17 protein-coding genes and 1 tRNA gene are annotated in these 17,542 nt (G+C 65.4%); 9 read left to right on the top strand and 9 right to left on the bottom strand.

The window, feature by feature from the left end:
• Positions 1–71: 71 nt before the first annotated feature.
• Positions 72–497, top strand: coding sequence for a DUF1810 domain-containing protein (locus tag JKP78_RS04620; protein ID WP_186684484.1), 426 nt, complete (start codon positions 72–74; stop codon positions 495–497).
• Between the two features lies 1 nt (position 498).
• Here JKP78_RS04620 and JKP78_RS04615 read toward each other — a convergent pair whose 3' ends face one another.
• Positions 499–741: a hypothetical protein gene (locus tag JKP78_RS04615; RefSeq protein WP_170029248.1), complete on the bottom strand. Its 243-nt coding sequence runs from the start codon at positions 739–741 to the stop codon at positions 499–501.
• A 261-nt stretch (positions 742–1,002) separates the two neighbouring features.
• On the opposite strand from JKP78_RS04615, the gene JKP78_RS04610 reads away from it, so the two are divergent.
• A tRNA-Gln gene (locus JKP78_RS04610) sits at positions 1,003–1,077 on the top strand.
• Between the two features lie 191 nt (positions 1,078–1,268).
• Here the strand turns inward: JKP78_RS04610 and JKP78_RS04605 are convergent.
• Genes JKP78_RS04605 through JKP78_RS04595 form a run of 3 tightly spaced genes read right to left on the bottom strand, consistent with a single transcriptional unit; the run spans position 1,269 to position 6,399 of the window.
• Positions 1,269–3,659, bottom strand: coding sequence for a response regulator (locus JKP78_RS04605; protein WP_186684486.1), 2,391 nt, complete (start codon positions 3,657–3,659; stop codon positions 1,269–1,271).
• 13 nt (positions 3,660–3,672) lie between these two features.
• Complete coding sequence (locus tag JKP78_RS04600) at positions 3,673–4,134, bottom strand: response regulator (RefSeq protein WP_186684488.1); 462 nt, start codon at positions 4,132–4,134, stop codon at positions 3,673–3,675.
• 15 nt (positions 4,135–4,149) lie between these two features.
• Positions 4,150–6,399: an ATP-binding protein gene (locus JKP78_RS04595; RefSeq protein WP_186684490.1), complete on the bottom strand. Its 2,250-nt coding sequence runs from the start codon at positions 6,397–6,399 to the stop codon at positions 4,150–4,152.
• A 264-nt stretch (positions 6,400–6,663) separates the two neighbouring features.
• Between JKP78_RS04595 and JKP78_RS04590 the strand changes: the two genes are divergently transcribed.
• The 7 genes from JKP78_RS04590 to JKP78_RS04560 all read left to right on the top strand — a co-directional run bounded on the left by JKP78_RS04590 (position 6,664) and on the right by JKP78_RS04560 (position 13,000).
• Positions 6,664–7,191, top strand: a complete 528-nt coding sequence (locus JKP78_RS04590) for a Csu type fimbrial protein (protein WP_186684492.1) — start codon at positions 6,664–6,666, stop codon at positions 7,189–7,191.
• Between the two features lie 30 nt (positions 7,192–7,221).
• Positions 7,222–7,758: a Csu type fimbrial protein gene (locus tag JKP78_RS04585; RefSeq protein ID WP_186684494.1), complete on the top strand. Its 537-nt coding sequence runs from the start codon at positions 7,222–7,224 to the stop codon at positions 7,756–7,758.
• Between the two features lie 19 nt (positions 7,759–7,777).
• A complete protein-coding gene (locus tag JKP78_RS04580; RefSeq protein ID WP_170029254.1) occupies positions 7,778–8,308 on the top strand; it encodes a Csu type fimbrial protein in 531 nt (176 codons plus the stop codon).
• 3 nt (positions 8,309–8,311) lie between these two features.
• Positions 8,312–8,815 carry a Csu type fimbrial protein gene (locus JKP78_RS04575; RefSeq protein WP_170029255.1) on the top strand — a complete coding sequence of 168 codons (504 nt, stop codon included), beginning with the start codon at positions 8,312–8,314 and terminating at the stop codon, positions 8,813–8,815.
• A gap of 40 nt (positions 8,816–8,855) precedes the next feature.
• Positions 8,856–9,632: a fimbrial biogenesis chaperone gene (locus JKP78_RS04570; RefSeq protein ID WP_186684495.1), complete on the top strand. Its 777-nt coding sequence runs from the start codon at positions 8,856–8,858 to the stop codon at positions 9,630–9,632.
• Between the two features lie 105 nt (positions 9,633–9,737).
• Complete coding sequence (locus tag JKP78_RS04565; RefSeq protein WP_200626162.1) at positions 9,738–12,035, top strand: fimbria/pilus outer membrane usher protein; 2,298 nt, start codon at positions 9,738–9,740, stop codon at positions 12,033–12,035.
• Positions 12,035–13,000, top strand: coding sequence for a Csu type fimbrial protein (locus tag JKP78_RS04560; protein ID WP_200626132.1), 966 nt, complete (start codon positions 12,035–12,037; stop codon positions 12,998–13,000). Before JKP78_RS04565 ends, JKP78_RS04560 begins: the two co-directional genes overlap by 1 nt.
• A 61-nt stretch (positions 13,001–13,061) precedes the next feature.
• On the opposite strand, the gene JKP78_RS04555 is transcribed toward JKP78_RS04560, so the two are convergent.
• The 5 genes from JKP78_RS04555 to JKP78_RS04535 form a co-directional block, all read right to left on the bottom strand.
• Positions 13,062–14,210: a M14 family metallopeptidase gene (locus JKP78_RS04555; RefSeq protein ID WP_200626131.1), complete on the bottom strand. Its 1,149-nt coding sequence runs from the start codon at positions 14,208–14,210 to the stop codon at positions 13,062–13,064.
• Between the two features lie 91 nt (positions 14,211–14,301).
• Positions 14,302–15,075, bottom strand: a complete 774-nt coding sequence (locus JKP78_RS04550) for an AraC family transcriptional regulator (RefSeq protein WP_186684498.1) — start codon at positions 15,073–15,075, stop codon at positions 14,302–14,304.
• Between the two features lie 36 nt (positions 15,076–15,111).
• Positions 15,112–16,344 (bottom strand): MFS transporter, encoded by a 1,233-nt coding sequence (locus JKP78_RS04545; protein WP_186684499.1) that lies wholly within the window; start codon positions 16,342–16,344, stop codon positions 15,112–15,114.
• Between the two features lie 132 nt (positions 16,345–16,476).
• Positions 16,477–16,710, bottom strand: a complete 234-nt coding sequence (locus JKP78_RS04540; RefSeq protein ID WP_186684500.1) for a hypothetical protein — start codon at positions 16,708–16,710, stop codon at positions 16,477–16,479.
• A complete protein-coding gene (locus JKP78_RS04535) occupies positions 16,700–17,482 on the bottom strand; it encodes an MlaA family lipoprotein (protein WP_200626130.1) in 783 nt (260 codons plus the stop codon). Before JKP78_RS04535 ends, JKP78_RS04540 begins: the two co-directional genes overlap by 11 nt.
• Positions 17,483–17,542 lie beyond the last annotated feature (60 nt).

Raw genomic sequence — 17,542 nt, 5'->3', positions numbered from 1 at the left:
TGGCGAGATAGGTCGGCGCTGCAGGCGTACAGTGAAGGGGGTAGCAAAGCACGATGCGAGGAGGGGCGAGCATGCAAAGCGACTATGACCTGGAGCGCTTCGTCGAGGCGCAGAACCGGGTGTATGGCCAGGTGATGCAGGAGCTGCAGGCCGGGCACAAGCGCAGCCACTGGATGTGGTATGTGTTTCCACAGCTCGATGGCCTGGGCCGCAGCGCCATGGCCGAGCGGTATGCGTTGGCCGGGATCGACGCAGCCCGAGCCTACCTGGCCCACCCCTTGCTGGGGCCGCGGCTGCAAGCTTGCGTTACCGCGCTGCTGCAACATGGCGACAAGAGTGCCAGGGCCATGCTCGGCAGCCCGGATGACCTCAAGCTGCGTTCGTGCCTGACCCTGTTCGCCCGGGCGGCGCCCGACAACCCGTTGTTCCAGCAGGCACTGGTGCAGTTCTATGACGGCGAGCCAGACCCCCTGACGGTGTCCGCCTTGGTGGGTTAGTTCAGGGCTTGCGCTCCAGTTGGCGCTCGATCATGTACTTCACGGCCAGCCGGCGCTCCTTCAGGTGGCGCAGGTCTTCGTCCTCGAAGTTGCCGGCCGAGATCGACTCGGCGGCCAGCACCTGGTTGTCGATGTCCATGTACTCGTCGAGCAGCCGGTCCAGCGCCTTGTCCTGCTGGCGGCGTTGCTGGACGATTTCGCGCGGGTAGTGCAGGTCCTGGTAAAGATCGTGTGAAACAGGCATGGGAGTCCTCCATGGTCAATGCAGTTGCCTCATCTGATTGGAAGGGAGGAATGCGATTGTGTTGAAGCGAGGCGGGGGGAAAGCGACGGATGGTCGCCGTGGGCAACGCGAAAATGACTAACTCGCTGTTTTCTGGCAATTTTTTTTCTTCAGGGGGTTCACAGACCGAAAGTTTGTTGTTAAAGTGCCGCGCATTCCAAGACAACAACCCAGTTGTCACTCAGTTGGAATTGTCAGAGCAGCAAACGCTGCATCCGATACAGGGGCGTCGCCAAGCGGTAAGGCAGCAGGTTTTGATCCTGCCATGCGTTGGTTCGAATCCAGCCGCCCCTGCCATTTTCTTGCTTCAAATATATTTCGGTCCGGTGCTTGAATGATCAGCGCCGGGCTTTGCCGTTTCTGCCTTTTGCACGTCCGTGTAGGCGCGGCCTTGTGTCGCGATGGGCTGCGCAGCAGCCCCAGGATTCAGATGTAGGGCAGATTGCCAAGGGGCTGCTGGCGCAGCCCATCGCGACACAAGGCCGCTCCTACACGGTCTTGGTCACCAGCATCTCGTTCAGCACCCGGGCCAGTTCATCGGCTTGTACCGGCTTCTGGACCACCAGGCTGTTCGGCAACTCCAGCCCCTGCAATTCCGCGTAACCGGTAAGCAGTACCACCGGCAGGTGCGGATACCGTTCGCGTGCGGCCAAGGCCAGTTGTGCACCGTTGAACTCGGGCATGGCGAAATCGCTCAGCAGCAAGTCGATCTGCTCATCCAGCAAGGCCAGGGCCTGTTCGCCGCTGTGAGCCTGGCGCACCTGGTAGCCATACTGGCGTAGCACGTCGCCAAGCATGTCGCGCACCAGGTGGTCGTCATCCACCAGCAGTATTGTCTGGTTGCCGCCGCTTGCGCTGATCGAGTGGCTGAGCCGCGGCGGCAGCGGTTCATTCACCACTTGATCCTTGACCGCCGGCAGGTACACCGCCACCTGCGTGCCACGCCCCGGCACGGTGTCGATGTGCACGCCACCACCTGACTGCTTGGCGAAGCCGAATACCTGGGCCAGGCCCAGGCCGGAACCCTTGCCGATGTCCTTGGTGGTGAAGAATGGCTCGAATACCTTGGCCAGCACCTCTTCGCTCATGCCGCAGCCGGTATCGCCGATGCTTAGCACCACGTACTCGCCCGGGTCCGGGTCTTCGGGGCGTTGCGGGCGGGCGTCAACACGGCCGTTACGGGTCGACAGGGTCAGTTGGCCACCGTCAGGCATGGCGTCGCGGGCGTTGATCGCCAGGTTGAGGATAATCATCTCGGTCTGGGTCGGGTCGGTCAGTGCCTGCCACAGGCAGGGCTCCAGGTCCAGGCGCACCGAGACATTGCCGCCCAGTGTGCGGCGCAGTAATTCCTCAAGGCCGGCCAGGGTCCGGTTGAGGTCCAACGGCACTGGCTCCAGACGCTGACGGCGGGAGAACGCCAGCAGCTGCGAGGTCAGCTTGGCACCGCGTTCGCCAGCTTCGCGGATGTGCGTGAGGCGGGTGCGGGCCTTGTCTACATCGCCCTTGGCCAGGTCGCGTTCGAGGAAGCTGGCTCCGGTGAGAATCACCGTCAGCAGGTTGTTGAAGTCGTGGGCTACGCCAGCAGTCAGTTGGCCGACCGCTTCCAGGCGCTGCATCTGTTGCAGCGCAGCCTCGATACGTTCGCGTTCGTCGATCTGTTCGCGCAGGCGCGCGTTGGCTTCAGCCAGGCCCATGGCCGCCTCGCGCTCGCTGGTGATGTCGCGCGCCACCACATACAGCAGGGTATCTTCCGGTACCACCACCCACGACAGCCAGCGCTGCTGGCCGCCAGCATGCAGGACTCGGCCGACGAAGCGGGCACTGGTGCGGCCATGGGCGAGGGCGGCCAGTTCGGTGAGCAACAGTTCCTGGTCGGGCTCGGGCAGCAGGTGCAGTAGCGACGACTGGCTCAGGCGCTCGCGGGAAAAGCCCAGGCTGGCCTCCCAGGCGGGGTTCAATGCAACCGGGGTCAGGTCCTTGTTGAGCACTGCCAGCAGGTCCTGCGACAGCTCCCAGGCGCGGTCGCGTTCGCGGGTACGGCGCTCGACCCGTTCACCGAGCATCTCGTTGAGCTGACGCAACGCCTGGGTGGCCAGGCGCTGGGTATGGATGTCCTGCAGCACACCGGAAAAGCGCACGCACTGGTCGTCGACGAACTGGCTCTGGCCGCTGCTGAGCAACCAGCGCGGCTCCCGGCCATCGGGCTGGGCGATGCGAAATTCCACTCGGTACTGGCCACCGCTTTCCGGGCGCATGGCGCGGTCTACCGCTTCGCGCACCAGCGGCAGGTCGTCGGGGTAGATGCCGGCATAGAACACGTCCAGGGTCATCTCGGTGCTGGTGGGCAGGCCGAACAGGGTCTTGCAGCGGTCATCCCAGAGCAACAGGCCTTCTTGCGGGCGCATGTCCCAGGTGCCCATGCCGGCCGCGTCGATGGCAAAGCGCGCACGTGCCTCGACGTCGGCCAGGGCTTCTTCGGCGCGACGCCGGCGCTGGCGCTCCTGCACCTCGGTCAGGGCCCGGCGCACCGCCTTGGGCAGCAGGGGCAGGTTCTTCTTCAGCACATAATCGGTGGCACCCAGGCGGATCATTTCCACCGCATGCTCTTCGCCGTAGATGCCGGACAGGAAAATGAACGGGATGTCCGGTGCCAGGCGCTGGGCAATCGCCAGCACTTCAGTGCCGGACGAGCCCGGCAACACGCAGTCGCACAGGATCAGGTCGTAGCGGGCCTCGCGCAGGGCGTGCTCTACGCCAACATGGTCGAATACCAGTTGCGCCTGCACATGCAGCCCGCTGCGCTCCAGGCGCATCAGGGTCAGCTCGGCATCCATCGAGCTGTCCTCGACCATCAACAGTTTCAGCGGCATCGGCTGCATCGTCGCGGCGGCCTCAATTGCTGCCACGCCGGGGCAGGCGCAGCGAGCCGGGGGGTGGTTCATTGAGGACTGCCCAGAATATCCCCAGGTCGGAAATGGCGGCGACGAATTCCTTGAACTCCACTGGCTTGACCACGTAGGCGTTCACCCCCAGCTCGTAGGCGCGCAACAAGTCGGGTTCTTCACGCGAGGAGGTCAGCATCACCGTCGGGATGCTGCGCAGTTCGGGGGTGGTGCGCACTTCCTTGAGCACTTCCAGGCCGTCGACCTTCGGCAGTTTCAGGTCCAGCAGCAGCACGGCGGGGTTGCCATCGTCACGTTCGGCGTAGGCATTGCGGCGCAGCAGATAGTCCAGCGCCTCGGCACCGTCACGCAGCACGATTACTTCGTTGGCCAACTGGCTGCGCTCCAGCGCCAGGAGGGTCAGCTCCAGGTCGCGTGGGTTGTCTTCGACCAGCAGGATGGGTTTGAGCATGATGGTAGCGGTGCCTCAGGTAGTCGCGGGATGACGCGGGAGGGTGAAGTGGAAGGTGGCGCCCTGGTCGATCTTGCCATGCGCCCAGACCCGGCCGTCGTGACGTTCGATAATGCGCCGCACGCTCGCCAGGCCGATTCCGGTACCTTCGAAATCTTCCATGCGGTGCAGGCGCTGGAATACGCCGAACAGCTTGTTGGCATAGGCCATGTCGAAGCCCACGCCGTTGTCGCGAATGCAGATCTCGGTTTCGTCCGGGTGCTGCACGGCGCTGATGCCGATGCGCGCCGGGGTGCGGCCGCGGGTGTACTTGATGGCGTTGGCCAGCAGGTTGTGCAAGGCCAGGTTGATGAAGGCCGGGTCACCGATCACCTTGGGCAATGGCGCGACGTCCCAGACGATTTCGCGGCCTTCATAGTCGGGCGCCAGCTCGCTGCGAACGGCTTCGACCAACGCGTTGAGGTCGACGTCCGACAGGCGCAGGGCGGAGCGGCCCATCTGCGAGAAGTTGAGCAGGTTGTCGACCAGGCTGCCGGCAAAGTGTGCGGCCTCGCCGATGTGTTGCAGGAAGCGCTTGCCACGCTCGCTCAGGCTCTGCTCTTCGATTTCGCCGAGCAGTTCGGTGTAGCCGGCAATATGCCGCAAGGGCGCCCGCAGGTCGTGCGACACGCTGTAGGAGAAGGCTTCGAGCTCCTTGTTCGAACGGCGCAGCTCGCTGGCCAGTTGCGCCAGTTCCTCGGCCTTGCGCAGGACGATGCCGAGCACGGCGGTGCGCAGCTCCAGCACGCCTTCGACAAGCAGCGGCTGCCAGGGCTCGCAGTAGCCGCGCAGCTGTTCCTGCCAGCGCTCGAAACTGTGGCGCGGGTCGAGGTTGCCCTGTGGCCCGACCTGCTTGCTCGGCTGCCCGGCCCAGTTCACCGTGCGCACCTGCTCGGGGCGGAACCACAGCAGGTAATGCGAGTGGATCTGGGAAATCGCCACTGCCAGCACGCCACCGGCATGAGCCGCGAGTTCGGGCAGTTCGTCGATGTCGCGCTGCAGGTTGTCGCTGTGGAAGACGGTCTCTTCGCCTCGTTGCGTCAGCCAGTGCACCAGTGCGGTGACCTGCGCGGCGGGTGGGGTCTTGCCGATCAGGTCGCAACGTTCGGCCGAGATGACCGCAGCCCCCTGGGCCCCCGCGAACGCCAGCAACACGTCGGGCAAATCGTGTAGCCCGTCGCTGACGCTGTCGTGGTCGGCCATCGACGAAATCATGCGCACGATGTGCTGGCGTAGCTCCAGCAGCTGGCGCGTTTTGGCGTGGGACTCGCGCGATTCGATCTGCAACGACAGCACGCTGGCCAGCAGCTCGCAGGCCGTGCGGGTGCGCAGGTCCACCGGGCGCGGTTGCTGGTGGTGGCAGGAAATCAGCCCCCACAATTGCCCATCGACCACGATCGACAGCGACATCGAGGCCAGGGTGCCCATGTTGCGCATGTATTGCAGGTGCACCGGCGATACGCTGCGCAGCGCGGCAAAGCTCAGGTCCAGTGACTTGCCGGTACGCGGGTTGGCAGCAGGCAGCAGCGGCGAGGGCTGGTAGTTGGCGTCCTCGATCACGCGGATGCGGTTGACCCGGTACAGCTCGCGCGCCTGGCGTGGGATATCGGCGGCCGGGAAACACAGCCCCAGATAGCTGGGGTAGCCCGGGTCGGCGACTTCGGCCAGCACCTGGCCGTTGCCTTCAGCGTCGAAACGGTAGGCCTTGACCCGGCCAAAGCCAGTGATGCGCTTGAGTTGCAGCACGGTTTGCTGCAGCAGCTCTTCAAGGCTGCTGGCCTGGTGCAGGCGACCGACGAAGCTGCGCACCAGCGGGTAGTAATCGCCCTGCCCGGCAAGGTCCGCCGGCAGCCGCGGGGGCTCGAATTCGGCAATCAGCACCTGGTCATGACGGTGTGCCAGCAGGTGCAGCTTGTCGCTGTACGGTGCACCCCGGCGCAGCTGCACGTCACCGATATGGAACGGAAACACCTCGTCCTCGGGCAGGCGGGCCAAGTGCAGGCGCAGGTCGAATTCACCACTGACCAGCTCGGCGAAGCTGCAGCCAGTCATTTCCCTGGCGGGTATGCCCAGCCATTGCTCGACATTTTCACTGGCCTGAAGCACGCGCAGATCGGCTTCGTCCAGCACCAGCAGAAACCCTTGAGGCTGGATGCTGCCAGGTAGCTGGATCGGCTCCTGGGCACAGCGTTCAAGGGCCTGGGTGAGCGTGCTATCTGCAGTCATCGATGAAACGCTCCTGTCATGTCTGTCCATGCGTACGGTATGCCTGGTGCAGGATGAGAGTGGTTCACCCTAACAGATTATCCGCAGCAGTGCCGGCCTTGAGCATTGGAGGCCTGAAGTGGCGGTGGGTTCTACGTCACGCCGGCTGTTTTCATCGCGGGCATATCGCTTTGTTGCTAACACAAAAAAATGGCTGTATGCCACCACGGTGATGTCAACTCGCTGCTACGCTCAGCTCTGCACACATCGACAAGGATAATCAAGGTGACGGAGCGCTTCCTGCCCGTGCTGTTGGGCCTGATGCTGAGCACCAGCGCCACGGCGACGGACTTCCTGGTGGAGGTACGCGTGCTGGTGCAGCGCGGCTGCATGCTGGTCGGCCAACCGCGCGACGCTGGCGGCCAGGCGCTGGGGCTTGTCGACCTGGGCGCAGCAGCACGCCTCGACGGCCCCGGCGCGCCGCTCAGCGGTGCGCTGCTGAGCCAGCGCCCGCCACGTCTGGAGTGCAATCCACAGACCCCGTATCAGGTGCGCGTCGACGGTGGTCAGCATGGCGGTATCGGCGAGCTGCGTTTTCTCGCCAGCGAAGATGGGCAGGCCCGGCCCATCCCTTACCGGCTGTATCGCGATGCCGCCTGGCGCGAACCGTTAGCGGTGAATGTGGCGCATTCGGCGTGGGTGCCGGACAGCGGCACGGTCGAGCTGCCGTTGTACGCACGCATCGACAAGCTGGCCTGGGTTCCCCCGGCCGGCAGGTATGCCGACCTGCTCAAAGTCACTGTCACCTGGTAGGGAGGCCGCCATGCACAGGAACCCGACGCCATGAGCCGAACCCCGATCCTGCTGCTTGCCCTGGGCCCGTTGCTGGTGGCCAGCAGTGCCGCGCATGGCACCAGCACCGGCTTCATCCAGGCGCGCCTGGTGATCAGCTCGGCCTGCCAGGTCAGCAGCAACGGTACGCAAGCGACCCTGGTGGGCAACCCGGGGGTGCTGGATTTCGGCGAGCGGGGCCCAGGCTGGGACCTGCCGCTGCGCAGCCAGGTCGATGACCTGGGCGGCGAGGGCAGCCTGCAGATCAGCTGCACCCCCGAGGTGCGGGCGTTCAATGTGCGCATCAACGGCGGCCTGAATGGCAGCGATGGCATACGGCGGTTGAGCAACGGCCGCGAACTGATCCCTTATCAACTGGCAGTCGACCCGGGCGGCAACAGCCACTACGGCATTGGCCAGGCGCGTGCCTTCACCATCAGCGGCACTCGCCAGGTGCCGGTTCCCATTTACGGTGTGGTAGTGGCGCAGGCGCGCGCGCTGCCAGCCGGGTTGTACCGTGACACCCTGAGAGTGACCCTGGACTGGTAACAACGCTTAGGAGACTCCGATGCGATCGAACCTTTCACGCTGCATCCTCGCCGGCCTCGGCCTGGCGCTGGCCTTTCACGCCCATGCCGCCACGACCGGGAACATCAACTCGACGCTGACCCTGACCGCGGCATGCCAGGTCAATGGCAGCTCGGGCACCTCGGGGATGAACTTCGGTACCCTGGATTTCGGCACCCAGGACGCCCTGTTCACGAGCGCCGGTGCCCAGGTAATGGGCGGTGGCGGTGGGGCGATGAGCGTGCTGTGCTCGGCCGGCACGATACCGGTGATCCGCGTGCGCGCAGGCGTCAACGACGGCCAGTCGACCGGGGGCACGCGCGCGCTGGCCGATGGCGCCGGAAATTTCGTGCCGTACGACTTCTACACCGACGCTGGGCACTCGCAGCTGCTGGCCATCGACGGCACCATCACCTTGCCGACCAGCTCCGGCGTGGCCCAGACCGTCAACCTGTACGGCCAGGCGCGAGGCAAGGCCGGCTTGCCGGCGGGGGTTTACACCGACACGGTTTCGGTCGAGCTGTCGTTCTGAGCCATGCGCAGGTGGCTGGCGGGCGGGCTGACCTGCCTTGGCATGCTGCTGGGCGCGCCGCTGGATGCGGCGACCACCAGCAGCTTCGCGGTGACGGCACAGATCGTTGCCGGGTGCCTGGTGGTGGGAGGCGTGAGCAGCTACGGGACGCTTGACTATGGCTCGCAATCGGCGCTGGCCAGCGGGCTGCTCGGCACCGCGCTGGGCGGTTCCACGGTGACCTTCCAGTGCACCCCGGGGGTGGCCCTGAACATGAGCGTGGATGGCGGCCAGAACAGTGCCGGCGGCACACGCAACCTCAAGCGTACCGGTGGCACGCAAGTGCTCGCCTACCAGCTGTATCGGGATGCGGCCTACAGCCAGAACCTGGGGATCGGCCAGAGCGTCGCCGTGAGCTACACCGACCCGACGGCGATCAAGCTGCCGGTGTACGGGCGGGTCCAGCTGAGCGGCACACTGCCGGCCGGGACCTACACCGATGTGGTGCAAGTGACGGTGAGCTGGTGAACACAGCGGCAGCAACGACCAGTATTTCAAGGAGAGCATCATGGGGGCAGGCGCGAAATGGAAGCGTGGTCTGATCGCGGTGATGGGGCTGGCGAGCCTGCCGGCCTGGGCGGCGACCTCGGTGCTGATCTGGCCGATCGATCCGGTCCTGGAAGCTGACCAGAAGGCCGGCGCACTGTGGCTGGAAAACCGTGGCACCACCGCGGCCAACCTGCAGGTGCGAGTGTTCGCCTGGCGCCAGGGGGACTACCAGGAACAGTTCCAGGCCCAGCGCGAGATCATCGGCAGCCCGCCGGTGGCCAGCATTGGCCCCGGGCAGCGGCAGCTGATCCGCCTGACCCGTACTGCCCCCACTCCGGTCGGGCAGGAACAGGCCTACCGCATCATCATCGACGAAATCCCGCCGGCCATCCCAGTCGACAAGGCCGAGCCTGGCACCACCGCGGCGATTCGCCTGCAGATGCGTTACTCGGTACCCCTGTTCGTCTACGGCGAGGGCCTGTGGGGCAGGGCCGACCCTGAGGGCAAACGCAACGCCGAGGGCCTGGGCAAGCCGCAGCTCAGCTGGCGCGCGGTGACCGTGCAGGGCAAGCCCTATGTGGAGCTACGCAATACCGGCCCGGTGCATGCCCGCCTGACCGATGTGGTGGTGCAGCAGGGCAGCCAGAGCAAGCCATTGGCAGAAGGCCTGTTGGGCTATGTGCTGCCGGGAGCCAGCATGCGCTGGCCGGCACCGCTGGCAGCGGGGGCGGGCAGTGTGTTGAAAGGGCGGGTCAACGGCCAGGGCAGCGCGGACGCTATCCGCCAAGGCCAATGAGCCAGCGCCTGAATGCCGTTCATGGGCCAGGGGGGACCCGGCAATGGCTGGAAACCGTGTGTGAAGTGGCTGACGACGATGCCCCGCTGGTGCGTGGGGTTGGCCATGCTCGGCTCGGGCCTGGTGCTGGCCGACGACCTGCCGCCACCGCCCCTGGAGCTTTCCGCCATCACCGACGCCACGCTATACCTCGAACTGCTGGTGAACCAGATGCCCAAGGCTGATTTGGTCGCGGTCCAGCAGCGCGCCGGGCAGTTGTACCTGGACAGCGAGGTGTTGCGGGCGGCGGGTGTCTCGCTACCGGGCAACCCGCAGGGCGAACTGGCACTGGAGGCCATCGCAGGGTTGCATGCCGACTACGACAGCCAGAACCAGCGCTTGCTGCTGCAGGTGCCACCGGCCTGGCTGCCCGACCAGCAGCTAGGCGAGCGCAACCTGTACCCGGCGACCGATGCGCGCAGCAGCTTCGGCGCCTTGTTCAACTACGACCTGTACCTGAACGACACCGATGATGCCGGAAGCTACCTGGCAGCCTGGAATGAACTGCGCCTGTTCGACAGTTGGGGCACTTTCTCCAGCACCGGGCAGTGGCGCCAGTCGTTCAACGCTGCGCTGGCCGACGACACGCGTCAGGGCTTCCTGCGTTACGACTCCACCTGGCGTTTCACCGACGAGCAGCGCCTGCTGACCTACGAAGCCGGTGACCTGGTGACCGGCGCCTTGCCCTGGAGCAGTTCGGTGCGGGTCGGCGGCCTGCAGTTGTCTCGCGATTTCGCTGCGCGCCCCGACCTGGTCACCTACCCATTGCCGGCGTTCGCCGGGGAGGCGGCGGTGCCGACCTCGCTGGACCTGTTCATCAATGGCTACAAGTCCAGCACCACCGAGTTGCAGCCGGGGCCCTACACCTTGACCAACGTGCCGTTCATCAATGGTGCCGGGGAAGCGGTAGTGGTCACCACCGATGCGCTTGGCCGACAGGTGTCGACCACGCTGCCGTTCTATGTCACCAGCAGCCTGCTGCAGCAAGGCCTGGCGGATTACTCGGTAGCGGCCGGCAGCCTGCGCCGTGACTACGGCGTGCGTGACTTTGCCTATGGCCCTGGGGTGGCTTCGGCCAGCCTGCGCTATGGGGTGAGTGACGCCCTCACCGTCGAGACCCATGCCGAAAGCGCCGCATCGTTGATGCTGGGCGGCCTGGGCGGCAACCTGCGCCTGGGTAATGTCGGCGTGCTCAATGCGGCCCTGGCGCAGAGCCAGTTCGACGGCGACAAAGGCCACCAGGTGGCCCTCGGCTATCAGTACAACAGCCAGCGCATCGGCATCAGCTACCAGCGCCTGCAACGTCATGGCGCCTACGCCGACCTGACCCGTGTCGACAGCCAGGACATGCAGCTGAGCCAGCGCAGCGAACAGGTCACGTTCAGCCTCAACCTGAACCAATACGGCAACATCGGCGCCGGCTACTTCGACGTGCGGGCTGGCGATGGCACGCGGACCCGGCTGCTCAACCTCAGTTACAGCCGGCCGCTGTGGGGCGGCAGCAGCCTGTACCTGTCGGCCAACCGGGAAGTGGGCGATAGCCAGTGGGCGCTGCAGGCGCAACTGGTCATCCCGTTCGACCTGCGTGGCACCCTGGCCCTGAGCCTGGAGCGCAGCCAGGCCGGCGAGCGCCTGCAGCGCGTGAACTACAGCCGCGCCGTGCCTGTGGGCGGCGGTGTCGGTTACAACCTGGGCTATGCCGCTGGTAGCGAGCGCGACGCCTACCGCCAGGCCGATGTCACCTGGCGCCTGCAATCGGTGCAGTTGCAGGCGGGGGTGTATGGCAGCAGCGGCGAGATGACCCGCTGGGCCGATGCCAGCGGCTCGCTGGTGTGGATGGATGCGGGGTTGTTTGCCGCCAACCGTATCGACGATGCCTTCGTGGTGGTCAGCACCCAGGGCTACGCCGATGTACCGGTGCGCTATGAAAATCAGGAAGTCGGCCGCACCGATGCCAGCGGCCACCTGCTGGTGCCATACAGCAGCGGTTATTACCGCGGCAAGTACGAGATCGACCCGATGGACTTGCCACCGGACATCCTGGCGGCGGAAGTGGAGCAGCGCGTGGCGGTGCGCCGTGGCAGCGGCTATCTGCTGGAGTTTCCGCTGCGGCGCGTGCTGGCCGCCAGTATCGAGCTGGTGGACGGTAAGCGGCAGGTGCTCACGCTGGGCAGCCGCGTCACCCATAGCGAAAGTGGCAGCCAGGCGGTCGTCGGATGGGACGGCCTGGTGTACCTGGAAAACCTGGCGCGGCACAATAGCCTGCAGGTGGAACTGGCGGGCGGCGGGCATTGCCAGGTGGCGTTCGACCTGCCTGAAGTGCAAGGTTCGATCCCCTTGATCGGCCCGCTGGAGTGCAAGTGATGGGCTGCTGGCCTGGCTTGTTGGCCTGCGCCTTGTTGCTGGCAACGGGTAGCGCCTGGGCCCAGTGCACCTCCGTGGTGACTGCGCCGGCGGCGTTCGGCTCGCTCAACTCGACACAAGTGCGCAGCACGGTACAGATGGCTTCCAGCAGCAATTCGGGCTTGCAGTGCAGCGGTTCGGTGCTCAGCGTGCTCAGCAGCACCGACTCATTCAAGATCAAGATCACTGCCACCACCAGCGGCCTGGTGGGGCCGACCGGGGATGTCATCCCTTATACGCTGTATGCCGATGCCACAACCAGCTATCCGATCACCCGTGGTACCGCCTTCGAATACCGCACCACCGGCATTCTGGATGTACTGGGCCTGCTCAACGGTACCCCCAAGAACGTGCCCCTGTACATGCGCACGCAGGTAGGTAGCAACGTTGCGGCGGGCGCCTACCAGGAAACCCTCAGCGTCGAGTGGACCTGGGATTACTGCGCGGGGATCGGCGCCGGCGGGTTCTGCATCGGCCGGGATACCGGCAGTGGTAGCAAGCCGCTGACAGTGAGCCTGACGGTGACCAATGACTGCCAGATCACCACCCCCGACATCAGCTTCGCCAGTGCACCGGTGGTGGCGGGGTTCGGTACGGTAAGCCAGAACCTGAGTGTGTCGTGCACCAAGGGCAGCACCTATACCGTGGGCCTGGACGATGGCCAGAACGTGGCCAGCGGACGGCGGCGCATGAAATCGTCGGCAAACGATTACCTGGCCTACGACATTTTCAAGAGCGCCGGGGCGCAGCGCTGGGGCTCGGTGGGGGCGGCGCGCCGGGCCAGTAGTGATGCCGATGTGAACCCCGGAGCAGGCACGGGTACCGGTAGCCAGGTGTTCAACTACAACGCCAGGGTCTATACCGACCAGGCCACACCGCCGGCAGGGAGTTATGCCGACAGTGTGATTCTGGACGTGCAGTTCTGAACGCACCCGGGCACATGAAGCTGCAGGTGCCAACTGGAAGTCAGCTCGAACGCCGCAGGGCTCAACGCAAATCGTCAACCATTTGCGCCAGGGTCTCCAGCACCGCCCCGGCCAGTGCCTTGGAACGTGCCCCCGACCACCCGGTGGCCGGGTTGGGCGCGTCGTCATGGTCCTTGAAGGGCATTTCCAGGGTCAGCGACAGGCAGTCATGGGCCATCCCCACGGCATTGCAGGCCAGTGTCGTGTTGGCCTGCCCCGGCTCGTCGCGGGTGTAGCCGTGCACGGTCTGGAAGTCACGGGTCAGGCTGCACAGGGTGCTTCGGAACTGCGCTTCCAGCTGCGCCAACCGCGGGGTATAGCCCGGGTTGCCTTCGCAGGCCGCAGTGAACACATGGGGAATCTCTTCGTCGCCATGCACGTCGATGAACGCATCCACCCCGTACTGCTTCATCTGCGCCTGGGCGAAGAATACTTCGGGGCTGAACTCGACACTGGCGTCCTGCCAGGCACGGTTGAGGTCCTTGCCCTTGAAGTTGGTGCGCAGGTGGCCGAGGAAGGCACCGTCCGGGTTCATGTTGGGGATCAGGTACAGATCGGCCTTGGCCAGCAATTGGCGGATCACCGCGTCGTCGGCCTGCAGGCGGTCGATCACCCCCTCCATGAACCACTCGGCCATGTGTTCGCCCGGATGCTGCTGGGCAATCAGCCACAGCTTGCGCTTGCCTGCGGCGCCATCACCGGCACGCAGCAGGGGAATGTCGCGGCCCTGGACGCTGCGGCCGCTGGCCAGCAGCTCGACCCCTGGCAGTTGCCGGGCACGTTCGATCAGCTGGTTGTGGCGGGCGCGCGAGTAGGGCTCGAAGTAAGCGAACCAGATCTGCGGCTGTTCGGCGGTTACCTCGAACGACAGCGCCGTGCCATCGTACTGGCTGGGCACGCGGAACCAGCTTTGCTGGTCGTAGGAGGCCACGGCGTTGTAACCACTCCAGGCGTTCTTGTAGGACGAGCCGGAGGCGTTGTCGAGGCTGAAGCGGTGGACCTGGCCTGGCGTGAGCCCGCTGACCTTGAAGTGGAACCACTGGTAGTGGCCGCTGTGGGTGTCGGGGCGGATGGCCAGGTGCACCCGGGCCGGGTTGCTGGCATCCAGTACCTGAATATTGCCGGAGTCGAAATCGCAGTCGATCTGCAGGGGGGACAGCGTTGCGGACATGTGCCGGGCTCCTTCTGGGCTTTGTTGTGAGCCTACTGTACACGCCATGACCGGGTTGCTGGGTGAGATCATGCAATGATTGTTTTTCAGCTCATTTGAAGAACTGGCTGGGCGTGGTGCCGAACTGGCGCTTGAACATGCTGGCGAAGGCGCTCGGGCTGTCATACCCCAGCGCCACCGCGACATCGATGATGCGCTCGCCCAGGGCGATCCGCTCCAGCGCCTGCATCAGCCGCGCCTGCTGGCGCCACTGGCCGAAGGTCATGCCGGTTTCCTTGCGAAACAGGCGCTGGATGGTTTTCTCGTCCACGCCCAGCTGCACACCCCAGTCGGCCAGGGTGGCATTATCGTAAGGCCGCTCGAGCAGCACCGTACAGATTGTGCGCAGGCGCTTGTCGCTGGGCTGCGACAGCTTCAGCGGCTGGGTTGGCAGCACGCAGATCTCATCCAGGATCAGGCGCATCACCCGGCCTTCGCGGGAGTCATCGGCAAACGGTGCGCAGAAGCCCACCGAGGCCTTGATCAGTTCGCTGAGCAATGGCGAGATGCTGATGGCCTTGCTCTGCCTGGGTAGGGGGACGGCGGTATCGGTGCGCACGAACACACTGCGCATCTTCACCTCGCCCACGCAGCGTATCGCGTGCACCTGGCCGCAGGGCATCCACACCCCGCGGCTGGGTGGCACGGTCCAGCGTTCATTGCCGGACTCGACGATCATCAGGCCTTTGATGGCATAGATCAGTTGATGCTTGGCATGGCTGTGCGGCTCGATGAACCAGTCGGTCGGGTAGTCGGTTGCGCGGCTACCCACTTCCCAGGCCCATTCATCGACCTCCACCAGCAATTCATGCTGCGGTTTGAGCATTGCTACCTCGTGTTCAGGCTGCCCGGCCCAGCCACTTTAACAGCAGCGGGCGGGGCGGGCTTGCGAGCGGGTTGCCGGCAGCAGCGCAGTGGCCAGCCCCAGCAGCGGCAAGAAGGCGATTGCCTGGTACACCCACTCGATGCCGTGTCGGTCGGCCAGCTCGCCGAGCCCGGCGGCACCGATGCCGCTGATGCCGAACATCAAGCCGAACATCACTCCGGAGACCATGCCGACCCGGCCAGGCACCGCCTCCTGGGCATACACCACCAGCGCGGCGAAGGCAGAGGACATCACCAGGCCGATGAGCACCGCCAGGGCCGCCGTCCAGGCCAGGTTGGCATGCGGCAGGGCGAGGGCGAAGGGGGCCACGCCGAGGAACGACACCCAGATCACCGCCTTGCGCCCGATCCGGTCACCCACCGGGCCGCCAGCGAAGGTACCCAGTGCCACTGCCGCGAGGAACACGAACAGGTACAGCTGGCTGTGCTGCACGCTCAGGCCGAAATGTTCGATCAAGTAGAAGGTGAAGTAGTTGGTGAACGAAGCGATATACACGAACTTGGCGAACATCAGCACGGCGATTACCCCAACCGCGCGCCACATGGCGCCAGGGGCCAGCCCGGGCGGCTGCTGGCCGGCGAAGGTCTTGAGCCGGGTCTGGCCGTGGCTCATGGTCCAGCCGGTCACCCGCCACAGCACCCACACCGCCAGCGCAGCCGCCAGCATGAACCAGGCAATGGCGGGCTGGCCATGCGGGATGACGATGGCGGCGGTCAGCAGCGGGCCAAGGGCCGAGCCGGTATTGCCGCCCACCTGGAAGGTCGATTGCGCAGTGCCGAAGCGCCCGCCGGAGGCCATCCTCGCCACCCGTGAGGCTTCCGGATGGAAGGTGGCCGAGCCCACGCCGACCACTGCGGCGGCAACCAGCAGCATGGCGTAGCTGCCGGCGAAGGCGAGCAGGGCGATGCCCACCAGGGTGACCAGCATGCCGGCTGGCAGCAGGTAGGGTTGCGGGTGCTTGTCGGTGTACAGGCCGACCCAGGGTTGCAGCAGCGAGGCGGTCACCTGGTAGACCAGGGCGATCCAGCCGACCTGGGCGAAGCTCAGGGCGAAATCGCTCTTGAGCATCGGGTAGATCGATGGCAATACGGCCTGGATCAGGTCGTTGAGCAGATGGGCGAATGCGGCAGCGCCGACGATGCGGACCAGAAAGCCCTGAGGTGGGTCGGCAGGCGTGGTGGCGGCCATGGAGGCGGAGGGTGTCGTCATGGGCGAAGTTCTTCTGTCGAAAGGGAGCAAGGCAACGCCAGAAGAGGGTAGCCAGCACCACGGTTGCCTGTCTCGCGCCGAACAGGCAGCGCCTGCCGCGTTTCGGACATTGGCAAATCCGCTTCTGCTGATTTATCGCCCCTGCCGGGCCATCCAGCGCAGCAAGGTGGCGATCGGTATGCTGCGGTGAGCCTCGTGGCGGTAGGGTTTGCCGTCGGCGGTAAAGCGTTCCCGGTAGCGGCTCAGCACCAGGCTGCGGCCGTCGGCAGACAGGCGGGCTTCCAGTTCATGCAGCAACAGCGGCTGGCGGGCGGCGCCTTCCAGGCGCCTGAACAACAGCACGGCGGTCTGGCCATCAGTTTTCACGGGCACCCCCGGCACAATCTGCCTGCCATGTGCCTGGCTCGCCGGCCTTGCCTTCTGCCACCCGGATGCTGCGCCGTTGCGCAGTGTAGTCACGCAGCGCGACGTAGTAATCCGGCCAGGTGCGCAGCAGGTCGGTCAGTGGCAGGGCTTCGGCCCGTGCATCGACGAAGCCGCCCGCCGTGGCGACGTTGCCCAGGGTGGCGACGGTATCGCTGTCACCACCAAACGGGTCCAGCGCCATGCCCAGTAGCGTGCCGGTGGCATCGCGCACATTGTGTGAACCCAGCACTGGCAGCTCGACGATCGGGCCATCGCCGATGCCCCAGACGCCAAAGGTCTGGCCAAAGTCCGAACGGTGCTGGCTCAGCCCCATTTTCCCCGATACATCGACCAAACCCGCCACCCCCAGGGTGGTGTTGAAGATGAAGCGCGCCAGGCTGGTCATTGCCCGCTCGCCATTGCCCTGCAGCAAGTCGTTGATGAATACCTTGGGCTCACCTAAGTTGCTGGAAAAGTTGTGGATGCCCTGCCGGGCGAAACCGGGGAGCGCCTGATAGCTCCGGGCGACGGGGGCCAGCAGGTAGTCATCGAGGCTGCGGTTGAAGGCGAACACGGCGCGGTTGGCAGGTTCCGCCGGGTCACTGACCTGATAGGCGACGTTGCTGCACACAGCCGTGGCGGGGGCGCGTTGGCTGTAGCCTCCCGTGGCCAGCAGCGACAGGGCCAGCACGGCAGAGCGCGCTGAACGGGAGGCGGAGGATGAACGGGACATAGGTTTCTTCCTGGCAAGAACTGGCGGCGATGCTGCGCAGTTTTGTTTGCCGGGTAATGT

This window comes from Pseudomonas sp. LAM2023, assembly GCF_016620375.1.
GTDB lineage: Bacteria > Pseudomonadota > Gammaproteobacteria > Pseudomonadales > Pseudomonadaceae > Aquipseudomonas > Aquipseudomonas anuradhapurensis.
Note: the sequence above shows the minus strand (reverse complement) of the source record. Positions and strands in the feature narration are given on the sequence as shown.